We start from the raw sequence: 12,567 nt of genomic DNA on the forward strand, positions 1-12,567 counted from the left end.
CACAGCCGGTGATCCCTGTGCAGTGCCTTGATCGGCCTTGATCGACGTACGCTGCGCAAACTCCCGGATCCGGTGCAGAAGACCCTGCTCACACCGCCTGCGGTGTCGCCGAGCGCCTGGGGCCTCACCCCGTGTTCCAGTAGGGAAGACACTACACCTAGTGGCCGACAGTTCTCTACAACACGACATGTTGCGAACAACAAAGATGAAATTTCGGCGGCGTAAGCCCCAGGACACGCGATTCGCAACCCGACACGGCGGTGGCCGACATCACAATTTCGTCGCGCAGCGCCCTCCCAGCAAACCCTCCCGCCACGCTGGTCACACCCGCCGCATCGACCCCGGCATTCCCTCCGGTAGACCGGCGAAACAGCGGCAGGGGCCGCTCCCGGACGGGAGCGGCCCCTGCGGTCGCGCGTGGTGGATCAGGCGGGTCGGATCAGGCGGAGACGAGCTTGCGCGCGGCCTCGGCCAGCTCGTGCACGCTGGCGCCGAGTTCGGTGAGCGCCTCGGCGTCCTCGCGCGGATGGGCGGCGCCGAACCGCTCGCCGATGGTGCCGAAGTGGGCGTGCGCGGCCTCGACGACGGTGCCACCGGCGATGCCGACGGCCTTCACCGCGTCGCCGTGGGCCCACCGGGCGGCGTTGGGGCTGATGGAGGCGCTGAGCACCGCGACCGGCTTGCCCTTGAGCGCGCCGGCGCCGTAGGGGCGCGAGATCCAGTCGATGGCGTTCTTCAGCACGGCCGACAGGGTGCCGTTGTACTCGGGAGTGACCAGCAGGACGCCGTCGGCGTCGGCCACCGCGTCGCGCAACCGCTGGGCGGGCGCGGGCACCGCACCCTCGACGTCGATGTCCTCGTTGTAGAAGGGAATCTCACCGAGGCCGTCGTAGACGGTGACCTCGACGCCCTCGGGCGCGGTCTGCGCCGCCGCCTCGGCGAGCTGACGCGTGATGGAGGCGCTGCGCAGGCTGCCGGAGAGGGCGAGGATTCGGGTCTGGCTCATCACAACTCCTGGTGTACTGATGGTGGTGGTTTCCGTTGCGGTCGTCTGACTCAACCGACTCAACCGGACCACGGTCCGATTACATTCCCGGGAGGGGTGCACACAGACGTGGGCTCCATCACACCCGCGCCGAACGGCGCGCATCGTTCGCTGCCGCGCGTCGGCGCTCCACTGCCCGGTACCGGCGAGCCGGGCGAGCGCGCCGACGCCGCGCGCAACCGCCAGCTGCTGCTCGACGCCGCCCAGCAGCTGGTCCGCGAGCACGGCGTCGACAGCCTCACGATGGACGCGCTGGCCCGCCGGGCCGGTGTCGGCAAGGGCACGGTCTTCCGGCGGTTCGGCAACCGCTCGGGCCTGCTGCGCGCGCTGCTCGACCACTCGGAACGAAAGTTCCAGCACGGCTTCATGTTCGGCCCGCCCCCGCTCGGCCCCGGCGCGCCGCCGCTCGACCGGCTCGTCGCGCTCGGCCGCGCCCGGCTGCTCGACATCGAGGTGGAGGGCGAGCTGTATCGCGCCGCCGAGGTGGGCGAGGCGGGCGAACGGTACGTGGGCGCGCCGTACAGCCTGCTCAAGGCCCATGTCCGGATGTTGCTGCGGGAGGCGCGCACCGCGGGCGAGCCCGATCTGCTCGCCGACGGCCTGCTCGCGTTGCTCAGCGCGCCGCTGGTGATGCACCAGCTCGACGTGCTCGGTTACAGCCGCACGCAGATCGGTGACAACTGGGAAGCTTTCGTTCGACGGGTGGCCGGGGTCGTCGCGCCAGTAGAGTGAGGCCATGGCGAGCCTGCGCGAACAGATCATCACCGAATTGGGCGTCCAGCCGGTCATCGAACCGAAGACCGAGGTGCGCCGCCGGGTCGACTTCCTCAAGGACTACCTGCGGTCCACGCCCGCACAGGGTTTCGTGCTCGGCATCAGCGGCGGGCAGGACAGCACGCTGACCGGCAGGCTGTGCCAGCTGGCCGCCGAGGAGGTCAGGGCCGAGGGCGGCGAGGCGACCTTCGTCGCGGTCCGGCTGCCCTACGGGGTGCAGGCCGACGAGCACGACGCGGCGGTGGCGATGGAGTTCATCCGCCCCGATCGGGCGGTGACGGTGAACGTCAAGCCCGGGGTCGACGCGACGGCCGGGGCGGTCGCCGAGGGCCTCGGCCTCGACGCGCTGCGCGATTTCGTGCGCGGCAACATCAAGGCCAGGGAACGGATGATCATCCAGTACGCGATCGCCGGGCAGGAGAACCTGCTGGTGGTCGGCACCGATCACGCGGCCGAGGCGGTGACCGGGTTCTTCACCAAGTACGGCGACGGCGGTGTCGACCTGACGCCGCTGACCGGACTGACCAAGCGGCAGGGCGCCGCGCTGCTGCAGGAACTCGGCGCACCGCCGAGCACCTGGTCCAAGGTGCCCACCGCCGACCTCGAGGACGACCGGCCCGCGCTGCCCGACGAGGAGGCGCTGGGACTGCGCTACAGCGAGATCGACGACTACCTCGAGGGCAAGGAGGTCACCGAGGCGGTGGCCGCACGGGTCGAGCAGCTCTACACCGCCACTCGGCACAAGCGCACCGTGCCCGTGTCGCCGCTCGATTCCTGGTGGCGCTGAACCACAGCGGCGTCACCCGCCGCTGAGCGCGGTCTGCACCTCCCGTAGCCGGCGGGCCAGGAACGCGCGGGTCTCGTCGTTGCCCGCGCGGTCGAGCGCGATCCGGTACTGCTCGGCGGCCTCCCGTGGCCGTCCGGCCCGGCGCAGCAGGTCGGCGCGGCTCGCGGCGACCATGTGCGTGGCCGCGAGCCGGGGATGCCCGGCGATCTCGTCGATCGCGGCCAGCCCGGCGTCGAACCCGGCCAGGAAACCGAGGGCGACCGCGCGGTTGAGCCGCACCACCGGGGACGCGGAGTACCGCAGCAGTTCGTCGTAGCCCGCCACCACCCGCGCCCAGTCGGTCGTGGACCAGTCCGGGGCGCTCGCGTGCGCGGCGGCGATGCGCGCCTGCGCGAGATAGGGCCCGCGCGCGTCGGCGAGGTCGGCCAGCAGCGCCCGGCCCTCGGCGATGGCCGCGCGGTTCCAGCCCCCGCGGTCCTGTTCCTCCAGCGGCACGGCCGCGCCGTCCGGGCTGCGGCGCTGCCCGCGTCTGCTGTCGTGCAGCAGCATGAGCGCGAGCAGGGCGCGGGCTTCCGGCTCGGCGGGCAGCAGGGCGCACAACAGCCTGCCCAGCCGGATCGCCTCGTCGCAGAGCTCCGCCCGCACCGCCGCCGGGCCGCCGGTGGCCGAGTAGCCCTCGGTGAAGACCAGGTAGACGCAGGCCAGCACGCCGGGCAGCCGCTCGGGCAGCAGGTGTCGCGGCGGCACGCGCAACGGGATGGCGGCCCGGCGGATCTTCGCCTTGGCCCGGGAGAGCCGTTGGGCCACGGTGTGTTCCGGTTGCAGGAAGGCGCGCGCGATCTCGCTCGTGCGCAGCCCGCAGACCAGGCGCAGGGTGAGGGCCACCTGGGATTCGCTCGACAGCGCCGGGTGGCAGCAGGTGAAGATCATCCGCAACTGGTCGTCGGGCACCGGGGTCACCTCCTGCGGTTCGTCCGGCGGACGCACCCGCGCCGCTTCGACCTCCCGGTCGGCGCGGGTGGCCTCGCGCCGCAACCGGTCCAGCGCCCGGTTGCGGGCGACGGTCGTGATCCAGGCGCCCGGGTTGGCGGGTGTGCCGCGGGCGGGCCAGGTGCGCAACGCCTCGGCGAAGGCCTCCTGTACGGCGTCCTCGGCGGCGGCGATATCGCCCACCAGCCGGGCGACGGTGGCCAGGGCCCGCCCGAACTCGGCGCGGTAGACCGCGTCGACGGCCGGGCCCGCCACCTCACTGCCCCAGGTGGACGATCGGGCGCACCTCGGTGTGTCCGCGCTCGCCGAGCGGGATCTGCGCGGCGATCTCGGCGGCGGTGGCCCGGTCCGGGGCGGTGAACAGGTAGAGGCCGTCGACGACCTCCGCGGATTCGACGAACGGGCCGTCGGTGAGCAGCACCCGGCCGTCGCGCTTGCGCAGGGTGGTCGCGGTCGCGGGCGGATGCAGCGCCCCGCCGCCGCGGATCGCCTCGGCGTATTTCTCGCCGAACCGGCGATGCTCCTCGACCGCGGCGTCCCACGCCGGGGTGTCGGGCGCGAGCACGGCGTCGGGAGCCTCCCAGAGCAGCGCGAGCCACCAGTCCGGTCCCGGCTCCTCGTGTGGGTACCACATGACCATCGGCCGCACCTCGAAGCAGCCGGTCTCCGACATCGGCAACTGTTCGGCGAGTTCGATGGCCGCGTCCAGGTCGGGTGCGTCGAAGACGTAGAAGCCGCCCACCACCTCGGCCTGCTCGGCGAACGGGCCGTCGGTCACCAGTGTGCGCCCCTCACCGCGGCGGATCGTCAGCGCCGTCTCGGACGGGTGCAGCGCGGCACCGCCCGCGACCGCGTGCCCCGAGCGCCGCTCGAACTCGGCGAACTGCGCCACCTCGGCCTCGAACTCGGGCGTGCCCGGCTGGTAGACCGGCCCGTCCTCGGGTCCGGCGAGTGTCACCAGGTAGTGCATGGCGTCATCCTTTCTCGATTCGGCGGGAGCGGATACCCCCGGCTATGAGGACGACGATCGGGATCGGGCTTCTTCTACATCCGCGCGAGAAGTTTTTGCGGCGGTGTCAGCCGCCTGCGAAGGGGGGCAGCACGTCGACCTGGCGGCCGAGCGCGGCGGCCGGGTCGCGGGTGAGCTCGTCGCCGATCAGGTAGGCGCACACGGCCAGCATCTTGTCCAGGTCGGGACCGTAGGCGTCGGCGAGGGTGGTGCGCAGGTCGGCGACGGTGGCGCCGGGTGGCAGGTCGAGCTGTTCGGTCTCCTTGCCGACCGCGTCGGCGATGGCGGCGAAATAGCGGATCTCAACCACCGATGGCTCCCATCGTGCGTTCGGGCGGGACGAAGTTCTCCGATTCGATGCCGTGCCCGGCCCACTTCTGCCACATGGCGCCGCGCCAGATGGCCGCGATCTCGGTGTCGTCGGCGCCCGCCCGCATGGCCTGGCGCACGTCGAATTCCTGATCGCTGAACAGGCAGGAGCGCAGCATGCCGTCGGCGGTGAGCCGGGTGCGGTCGCAGGTGTCGCAGAACTTGCGGGTGACCGTCGCGATGATGCCCACGGTCGCCGGGCCGCCGTCGACGAGCCACTTCTCCGCGGGCGCGGACGGGTCGGCGCGACCGGCCTCGGTGAGCGCGAAGCGGGTGCCGAGCACGTCGAGCAGTTCGGCGGCGGTGACCATGTTGGCGCGCGCCCACTCGTGGTCGGCGTCCAGCGGCATCTCCTCGATGAACCGCAACTCGCACTCCTCGTCCAGACACCACCGCAGCAGATCCGGTGCGTCGGCGAGGGTTTGGCGCATCAGCACGGCGTTCACCTTGACCGGGGCCAGGCCCGCCGCCCGCGCGGCGCGGATGCCGGCGAGCACCGAGTCGAGGCGGTCGCGGCGGGTGAGGCGGGCGAAGCCGAGCCGGTCGACGGTGTCGAGCGAGACGTTCACCCGGTGCAACCCGGCGGCGGCCAGCCCCCGCGCCCGGTGCGCGAGGCCGACACCGTTGGTGGTCATGGCCAGCGGCGTCTGCGGCACCCGCGCGTGGCAGCCCGCGATGATCCGCTCCAGGTCACGCCGTAGCAGCGGCTCACCGCCGGTGAACCGGACCTCCCGCACCCCCAGTTCCTCCACGGCCAGGGCGACCAGGCGGACGATCTCGTCCACGGTCAGCAGTTCCTCGGCCGGGATGGGCGGCAGGCCCTCCTCGGGCATGCAGTAGGTACAGCGCAGCGAGCACTTCTCGGTGATGGACACGCGCAGGTCGCGGGCGACCCGGCCGAAGCGGTCGATGAGCACGGGCGTATCGGGCCGTCCGTCGAGCGAGGGCCGCCCGGATCGCACGGCGGGGATGCCCATATCGACCAACGTCACCGCTCCATTATGACCGCTGCCCCCGACACGGGCAGGCCCGACGGGAGAACCCGTTCGACCTGGGGCTCTCACAAATCACCACGTCAGGCCGTGAGATCGGGGTGTCGCGATAGGCTGACCGCCATGAACGCACGGGCCGCGGACGGTGCCGCCAGAACCGTCGACGAGTACCGCGACACCATCGAGCAGGTCCTGCGGCCACTGGCGGCGCGCCGGCTGGAGACGGTGCCGGTGCCCGCGGCGCTGGGCCGCCTGCTCGCCGAGGACGTGCACTCGCCGGTCGACCTGCCGGTGTTCCGCAACTCGTCCATGGACGGTTACGCCGTGCGCGCGGCCTCGGTGGCGGACGCGCCGGTGACGCTCCGGCTGGCCGGGGTGGTCGCGGCGGGCGAGGCGGGCGACACGCCGTTGCCCGAGGGCGGCGCGTGGAAGGTGATGACCGGCGCCCCGGTGCCGCCGGGCGCGGACTGTGTGGTGCCGGTCGAGGACGCGCGCGCCGAGGGCGATCGGGTCGTCGTCGAACGCGGCCGTGCGGCAGGCGATTTCATCCGCGAGCCGGGTACCGATGTGCGCGCGGGCGCGTTGCTCGTCGCGGCGGGCACCGGGCTCACTCCGCGCCACATCGCCGCGTTGGCCGCGGTCGGGGTGGCGCGGGTGCGGGTGTTCGAGCCGGTGCGCGCCGCGGTGATCACCACCGGCGACGAACTCGTGCCCGCGGGCAGCACCCTGCGGCCCGGACAGATCTACAACTCCAACGGCATCGCACTCGCCGCCGCGCTCACCGCCGACCGGGTGCGGGTGGTCTCGGTCGAGCACAGCACCGACGATCCCGCGGTCTTCCGCCGGTTGCTCGCCGCCGCAACCGAATCCGCCGACGTGGTGTTCACCTCCGGCGGGGTGTCCCAGGGCGATTTCGAGGTGGTCAAGGAGGTGCTCGGGCCGCGCGGGGAGTTCGGTGCGGTGGCCATGCAACCGGGTGGGCCGCAGGGGCTGAGCGTGGTCGACGGCACGCCGGTGCTGAGTTTCCCCGGCAATCCGGTGAGCACGCTGGTCTCGTTCGAGGTGCTGGCCCGGCCGGTGCTGCGCAGGCTGTCCGGCCTGCCGCCTCTGCGCGGCTTCGAGACGACGTTGCGCGAGGCGGTGCGCTCCCCCGCGGGCAAGCGCCAGTTCCTGCGCGGGCGGCTCACCGACGACGGCGTCGAGACCGTGTCCGGGCCGGGGTCGCACCTGATCGCGGGCATGGCGCGGGCCGATGTGCTCATCGACGTGCCCGCCGAGGCCACCGAACTGGCCGCGGGCGCCCCGGTGTGGGTGCGGGAACTGTGAGATCCGGCGCGGCGACCGCGGCGGCGACTGTGCCAGGCTGGAGTTCATGAGCGAGCTGTCCCATGTCGACGCCGAGGGCCGTGCCCGGATGGTGGACGTGAGCGCCAAGGCCGACACCGCGCGGGTCGCGGTCGCCGCGGGCGAGTTGCGCACCACGCCCGAAGTGGTGGCCCTGGTGCGCGCCGACGATCTGCCCAAGGCCGATGTGCTGTCGACCGCGCGACTGGCCGGTATCGGCGGCGCCAAGAAGACCTCCGAACTGATCCCGCTGTGCCATCAGCTCGCGCTGTCCTCGGTGACGGTCGAATTCGGCTTCACCGACAGCGCCGTCACCATCGAGGCCACCGCGAAGACCAAGGGCCCCACCGGTGTCGAGATGGAGGCGCTCACCGCGGTGGCGGTGGCGGGGCTGACGCTGCACGACATGGTCAAGGCCGTCGATCCGGCCGCCAGCCTGCACAACGTCCGGCTGCTCACCAAAGACGGTGGGAAACACGGGCATTGGGAGCGGTCCGGCGAACCCGCCCGAGCGGGCGATCACCGGCACGGCACCGCCGCGCCGGACCGCCCGGCCGGTGCGGTCGCCGAAGGCACGGCAACCGGTAGCGCCGCCGGGCCGGTGCGCTCCGCGGTGGTCCTGGTCGCCTCCACCGGTGCGGCGGCGGGCACCCGCGAAGACACCACCGGCCCGGCGCTGGCGGCCTGGTTGGCCGGGCTCGGTTTCGAGGTGCGCGGCCCGCTGGTCTGTGCCGACGCCGAGATCGCCGTCGGGCTCGCCGACGCGCTGCGCTCGGGCCCCGACCTGGTGATCACCACCGGCGGCACCGGCGCGGCACCCTCCGACGCGACACCGGAGGCGACGCTGGCCGTGCTGGACCGCGAACTGCCCGGGGTCGCCGAGGCCATCCGGGCCAAGGGCGCGGCGAAGTTCCCGCTGGCCGCGCTGAGCCGCGGGGTCGCCGGGCTGGCCGGCCGGTCCGTGATCGTGAACCTGCCCGGTTCCCCGGGCGGGGTGAAGGACGGTATGTCGGTGCTCGAGCCGCTGCTCGACCATCTGCTCGCGCAAGTAGCCGGAGGCGGTGCCCATGACCAGTGAGACGACGACCGGGGTGCGGCTGGCCCGCATCAGCGACCAGCCGCTCGACCCGACGAGGGCCGAAGCGGCCGTCACCGGCCCCGAACACGGGGCGGTGGTGGTGTTCACCGGCAAGGTCCGCAACCACGACGGCGGGCAGGCGGTGGCGGCGCTGGAGTACTCCGCCCACCCGCGGGCCGAGCGCTTCCTGCGCGAATGCTGCGCGGCGATCGCGACGAGCAGCGGCCTGCCGGTCGCGGCCGAGCACCGCGTCGGGGCGCTCGGGATCGGCGATCCGGCCATCGTGGTGGCGGTGGCCGCACCGCACCGGGCCGAGGCCTTCACCGCCTGCGCCGAACTGGTCGACCGGATCAAGCACGAGGTGCCGATCTGGAAGCGTCAACTCTTCGCCGACGGCCTCTCCGAATGGGTGAACGCCTGCACCTGAGCGGTCAGTGCGGCACGTACCGCCACACGCCGAGCATGGCCTGCTCGTCCGGCGGCTCGGGCTCGGCGTGCACGGTGTCGCGCAACCGGGCCAGCGCCGTGTCCGCGGGCAGGCCCGCGCCGATGAGCACGAGGGAGCTCGCGCGTGCCTCGTCGCGCCGCCAGGACTGCGGTTCGAGGCGGATGTGCCTGCCCACCACGTGCAGGGTGAACTTGCGGTGGTCACCGGCGAACGCGAGCACGCCCTTGGCGCGGAACAGCCCGGGCGGCGGATCCTCCAGGACGCCGATCAGCCTGCGCGGGTGCAGATCTCGGTCGCTGGTGAACGACACGCTCGTGTAGTCGTCGTGCAGATGCCGGTGCCCGGGGTCGCCGTGATCGTGCTCGCGCCACAACTCGTCGAAGCTGAGCTGCTCGGCCACCGGTGTGCGCTCGCGCGCGGGCGGGTCGAACAGCAGGGCCGGATCGATGCGGCCGTGCGCGGTCGCGTACACCGGGACACCGCGGGCGTGCTCGGCGATCTCGGCCCGCAGCCGGTCGAGCACGCCGGGCTCGACCCGATCGGCCTTGTTGAGCACCACCAGATCGGCCATGCGCAGGTGACCGGCCAGCTCGGGGTGGCGGGCCCGGCTCTCCGGGAACTGCTCGGCGTCGACCACCTCGACCAGCCCGCCGTAGCGGATGCGCGGGTTCTCGCTGCCCAGCACCATCCGGATCAGATTGCCCGGCTCGGCCAGGCCGCTGGCTTCCACCACGATGACGTCGATGCCGGCCTGCGGCTGGGTCAGCCGCTCGAACATCTCGTCCAGTTCGCTCACGTCGATCGCGCAGCACACACAGCCGTTGCCGAGCGAGACCATCGCGTCGACCTGCCCGGCGACCAGCATCGCGTCGATGTTGACGGCGCCGAAGTCGTTGACCACGACACCGATCCGCGTGCCGCCGTCGTCACGCAGCAGGTGGTTGAGCATGGTGGTCTTCCCGGCGCCGAGAAAGCCGGCCACGATCAGCACAGGAATCCGCTCGCTCACCCCGACCACCCTAGGCGCCGCCACCGGGCCGCCCGCCGCAGGTGTGAGCGAGCGGTCGCGGGCGCCGGCCCGCGCCGCACCGGCCGAGGCGAGCGACCAGGAGGCCGCCGTCCGACACCCTCGCCGCCGAGAACCCCAGGATTCGGGTCCGTGGAACCCGTTGCTCGCCGGTCCGGGTCACCGCGGCGGGATCCGGACCGGTGGTGGAGACGGTCGGCGTCCACCTCGCTCGGGCCGGCCGAGCGTGCGTGCCTGAGCGGAGCCCGGCGGTCGGGCAGGTTTCCTACCTGGTCGGCGGGAACAGGGTGGCGGCCAGGGTGTAGGCGAGGTTGATCAGTTCGGCGGTGACGGCCTCCCGGTCCATGCCCAGCGCGCGGGCCAGGGGCATGAGCAGCTCCAGTGCCTTGCCCGCCGGGCCGGTGACCGCGGGGGCGGCCGATGAGGTCGGGGTGGCGGGTGTGCCGGTACCGGCCGGTGCGGGCGTCGTGCGCGCGCCCGGCGCGGGTGTGGCGGTGGTGCCCGGCGTGGGGGCGGCGCCGGGCGCGGGTGTCGGTGCGGCACCGGGGGCAGGTGACGGCGCGGCGCCCGGAGCAGTCGCGCCACCCGGAGTGGTCGCCGTGCCGGGAACGGGTGCGGTAGCGCCGGGTGCCGGTGCCCCACCCGGTGCGGGTGCGGTGGCGGTCGGTGCGGTGAAGCCTGGCGTCGTGGGCGACGGCGTGGTGGGCGCGTTCTCCGGGGCGGCGGGCAGCGGGTCGCTCGGCTCGGTGCGGGCGGGGGCCGCGCCCGCGGGCAGGTCGGCCGAGCCGGAGCCCGGGTCGACGGGGGCGTTGAGCAGGTAACTCACCACGCCGGTGGTGATGGCGATGGCGTGTTTCAGTTGTCCGTCGCCGGATTCGAGTACGGCGGCGTCCTCGGGGTTGGCGCCGTTGCCCATTTCCACGAAGACGTTCGGCACCGCGGTCAGCGCGGGCCCGGCGACATCGGCGCGCGACTGCAGGCCCTCCCGGACGCCGGCGTAGGTGGCGGCCGGGAAACCGGCCTGCACGTAGGCGTCCCGCACGGCCTTCGACACCGCCAGTCCGGGTCCGGACTGCACCCGATCGACCTCGGGATCGGGGACCGGCAACTGCGGGACGATCAGGTGGAAACCACGCTCACTCGCGGGCGCGCTGTCGGCGTGGATGCTGACCGCGACGGCGGCGCCGGACTCGTTGGCGGCGCGGGCGCGTTCGTCCACGCAGCCGCCCCAGCCGCTGTCGTCCTGCCGGCTCAGCACGACCCGCGCGCCGAGGCTCTCCAACGACGCCTTCACCAGCTGGGCGACGTTCCAGTTGATGGTGTGTTCGGCGACCCCGTTGACGGTGGTCATGCCGGTGGTCTGGCAGTCCTTGGTACCGCCGCGGCCGTTGTCGACTTGGCGGGACAGGTCTTCGGAGTGGTTCGGTCCCTGGTGCCCGGGGTCCAGGAAGACGGTGCGGCCGGCCAGCTTGGTGGCCATCTCCGGGGACACCGGTTCGGCGACCGCGGGCCCGGTTCCCACGACGGCCAGTGCGAGGGCGCAGGCGGCGGTGATGACGGTCGGCTTCATGTTTCGGTCGGTGCCCCGGAACGGAGCACCCCTCCCTTCCCATTGGCAACACCAAACCCAACGCTTCACTCTGGCAACGCCAGCATCACCCAGACAACCCCCAGTTACCGAACTGTTACCGCCGCCACACCCCGACCGCAATTCATGCGCGAACGCGCGCATTGTGACGTGTATCTCTTTGTCGAGTTTCCCGGCCGCCGATTTCGCGGGGGTGAGCGGTTCCGCGAGCGGTGACCCGGCCCCGGTCCGCGGCTAGGGTCGGCCCATGACGAGGACCAGGATCTTGATCACCGGCGCGAGCTCCGGGCTCGGCGCGGGCATGGCACGCGAGTTCGCGCGCAAGGGGCGCGATCTGGCGCTGTGCGCGCGGCGGCTGGAGCTGCTCGAGGAGTTGCGGAGCGAACTCACCACCGCCCACCCGGACATCACCGTCGCCGTGCGGGCGCTCGATGTGGACGACCACGCCGCCGTCCCGCGCGTCTTCGCCGAGCTGCGTGCCGAACTCGGCGGCCTGGACCGGGTGATCGTCAACGCCGGTATCGGCAAGGGCGCCCGGCTGGGCACCGGCCGCGCCGACGCCAATCTCGCCACCGCCACCACGAATTTCGTCAGCGCGCTGGCCCAGGCCGAGGCCGCGCTCGAGATCTTCCGCGGCCAGGACGGCGGACACCTGGTGCTGGTCTCCTCGATGAGCGCCGTGCGCGGGCTGCCCGGAAAGAAGGCCGCCTATTCGGCGAGCAAGGCCGGGCTCGCCGCGCTGGGCGAGGCGCTGGCCACCGAGTTCGCGGGTTCCCCCATCGCGGTGACGACGCTGCTGCCCGGTTTCATCGCCACCGACATGGCGGCCAAGGCGGGGGACGCGCAGCTGGTCGCGCCCCTGGACAAGGGCGTGGCGGCGATGGTGGACGCCATCGAGCGGGAACGCCGCCGCGCGTGCGTGCCCGGCTGGCCGTGGCGGTTGCTCGACCCGGTGCTGCCGCGCCTGCCCGACGCGGTGGTGCGGCGCCTCGGCTGAGCGCCACGACCGGGCCATTAAGGGCTCTGTAAGCCCCTGTCAAGACCCCCGAGGGATGGTTTGTTCCAGCCCGGCCGGTCCCTGATCCAGGAGGGGGGAACAGGGCCCGGCCGGGCTCT

The 12,567-nt window shown here is 72.9% G+C and carries 13 protein-coding genes; 6 read left to right on the plus strand and 7 right to left on the minus strand.

The window, feature by feature from the left end; all coding sequences use genetic code 11:
* Positions 1-439 precede the first annotated feature (439 nt).
* Positions 440-1,006 (minus strand): NAD(P)H-dependent oxidoreductase, encoded by a 567-nt coding sequence (locus tag CRM89_RS15040; protein WP_060594770.1) that lies wholly within the window; start codon positions 1,004-1,006, stop codon positions 440-442.
* Positions 1,007-1,114: 108 nt separating this feature from the next.
* Between CRM89_RS15040 and CRM89_RS15045 the strand changes: the two genes are divergently transcribed.
* Both CRM89_RS15045 and nadE read left to right on the plus strand, forming a co-directional pair.
* Positions 1,115-1,777 (plus strand): TetR/AcrR family transcriptional regulator, encoded by a 663-nt coding sequence (locus CRM89_RS15045; RefSeq protein WP_082668823.1) that lies wholly within the window; start codon positions 1,115-1,117, stop codon positions 1,775-1,777.
* A gap of 4 nt (positions 1,778-1,781) precedes the next feature.
* On the plus strand, positions 1,782-2,606 hold the full coding sequence (nadE, locus tag CRM89_RS15050; RefSeq protein WP_060594769.1) for an ammonia-dependent NAD(+) synthetase: 825 nt from the start codon (positions 1,782-1,784) through the stop codon (positions 2,604-2,606).
* Between the two features lie 12 nt (positions 2,607-2,618).
* Here the strand turns inward: nadE and CRM89_RS15055 are convergent, their stop codons facing one another.
* From CRM89_RS15055 to moaA, 4 genes are all read right to left on the minus strand, one after another.
* Positions 2,619-3,851 (minus strand): RNA polymerase sigma factor, encoded by a 1,233-nt coding sequence (locus CRM89_RS15055; RefSeq protein WP_098084484.1) that lies wholly within the window; start codon positions 3,849-3,851, stop codon positions 2,619-2,621.
* 1 nt (position 3,852) lies between these two features.
* Complete coding sequence (locus CRM89_RS15060) at positions 3,853-4,566, minus strand: YciI family protein (RefSeq protein WP_098084487.1); 714 nt, start codon at positions 4,564-4,566, stop codon at positions 3,853-3,855.
* Between the two features lie 106 nt (positions 4,567-4,672).
* Complete coding sequence (locus CRM89_RS15065; RefSeq protein WP_098084490.1) at positions 4,673-4,915, minus strand: MoaD/ThiS family protein; 243 nt, start codon at positions 4,913-4,915, stop codon at positions 4,673-4,675.
* Entirely contained in the window at positions 4,908-5,966 is a 1,059-nt protein-coding gene (gene moaA / locus CRM89_RS15070; protein WP_098084492.1) for a GTP 3',8-cyclase MoaA, read from the minus strand. The genes CRM89_RS15065 and moaA overlap by 8 nt, the downstream gene beginning before the upstream one ends.
* A 123-nt stretch (positions 5,967-6,089) precedes the next feature.
* Here moaA and glp point away from each other — a divergent pair, with 123 nt between their 5' ends.
* From glp to CRM89_RS15085, 3 genes are read left to right on the plus strand one after another with little or no spacing between them, the layout of a single operon-like run.
* On the plus strand, positions 6,090-7,292 hold the full coding sequence (gene glp, locus CRM89_RS15075; protein ID WP_098084494.1) for a gephyrin-like molybdotransferase Glp: 1,203 nt from the start codon (positions 6,090-6,092) through the stop codon (positions 7,290-7,292).
* 46 nt (positions 7,293-7,338) lie between these two features.
* Positions 7,339-8,388 (plus strand): bifunctional molybdenum cofactor biosynthesis protein MoaC/MoaB, encoded by a 1,050-nt coding sequence (gene moaCB / locus CRM89_RS15080; RefSeq protein WP_098084496.1) that lies wholly within the window; start codon positions 7,339-7,341, stop codon positions 8,386-8,388.
* Complete coding sequence (locus CRM89_RS15085; protein WP_060594764.1) at positions 8,378-8,815, plus strand: molybdenum cofactor biosynthesis protein MoaE; 438 nt, start codon at positions 8,378-8,380, stop codon at positions 8,813-8,815. Before moaCB ends, CRM89_RS15085 begins: the two co-directional genes overlap by 11 nt.
* A 4-nt stretch (positions 8,816-8,819) precedes the next feature.
* Here the strand turns inward: CRM89_RS15085 and CRM89_RS15090 are convergent, their stop codons facing one another.
* Together CRM89_RS15090 and CRM89_RS15095 are read right to left on the minus strand one after the other, a co-directional pair.
* A complete protein-coding gene (locus tag CRM89_RS15090; RefSeq protein WP_228821883.1) occupies positions 8,820-9,785 on the minus strand; it encodes a GTP-binding protein in 966 nt (321 codons plus the stop codon).
* 343 nt (positions 9,786-10,128) lie between these two features.
* Entirely contained in the window at positions 10,129-11,433 is a 1,305-nt protein-coding gene (locus CRM89_RS15095) for an N-acetylmuramoyl-L-alanine amidase (RefSeq protein ID WP_098084499.1), read from the minus strand.
* A gap of 265 nt (positions 11,434-11,698) precedes the next feature.
* Between CRM89_RS15095 and CRM89_RS15100 the strand changes: the two genes are divergently transcribed.
* Complete coding sequence (locus CRM89_RS15100; protein ID WP_098084502.1) at positions 11,699-12,448, plus strand: SDR family oxidoreductase; 750 nt, start codon at positions 11,699-11,701, stop codon at positions 12,446-12,448.
* Positions 12,449-12,567: the final 119 nt, after the last annotated feature.

This window comes from Nocardia sp. FDAARGOS_372 (assembly GCF_002554515.1).
Taxonomy (GTDB): Bacteria; Actinomycetota; Actinomycetes; order Mycobacteriales; family Mycobacteriaceae; genus Nocardia; species Nocardia farcinica.

Excerpts from the sequence above, each read along its gene's own strand:
- CRM89_RS15090 (WP_228821883.1), bottom strand. The coding sequence starts at position 9,785 with ATGCTCAACCACCTGCTGCGTGACGACGGCGGCACGCGGATCGGTGTC.
- CRM89_RS15085 (WP_060594764.1), top strand. The coding sequence starts at position 8,378 with ATGACCAGTGAGACGACGACCGGGGTGCGGCTGGCCCGCATCAGCGAC.
- CRM89_RS15040 (WP_060594770.1), bottom strand. The coding sequence starts at position 1,006 with ATGAGCCAGACCCGAATCCTCGCCCTCTCCGGCAGCCTGCGCAGCGCC.
- CRM89_RS15060 (WP_098084487.1), bottom strand. The coding sequence starts at position 4,566 with ATGCACTACCTGGTGACACTCGCCGGACCCGAGGACGGGCCGGTCTAC.
- glp (WP_098084494.1), top strand. The coding sequence starts at position 6,090 with ATGAACGCACGGGCCGCGGACGGTGCCGCCAGAACCGTCGACGAGTAC.
- nadE (WP_060594769.1), top strand. The coding sequence starts at position 1,782 with ATGGCGAGCCTGCGCGAACAGATCATCACCGAATTGGGCGTCCAGCCG.
- CRM89_RS15100 (WP_098084502.1), top strand. The coding sequence starts at position 11,699 with ATGACGAGGACCAGGATCTTGATCACCGGCGCGAGCTCCGGGCTCGGC.
- CRM89_RS15095 (WP_098084499.1), bottom strand. The coding sequence starts at position 11,433 with ATGAAGCCGACCGTCATCACCGCCGCCTGCGCCCTCGCACTGGCCGTC.
- moaCB (WP_098084496.1), top strand. The coding sequence starts at position 7,339 with ATGAGCGAGCTGTCCCATGTCGACGCCGAGGGCCGTGCCCGGATGGTG.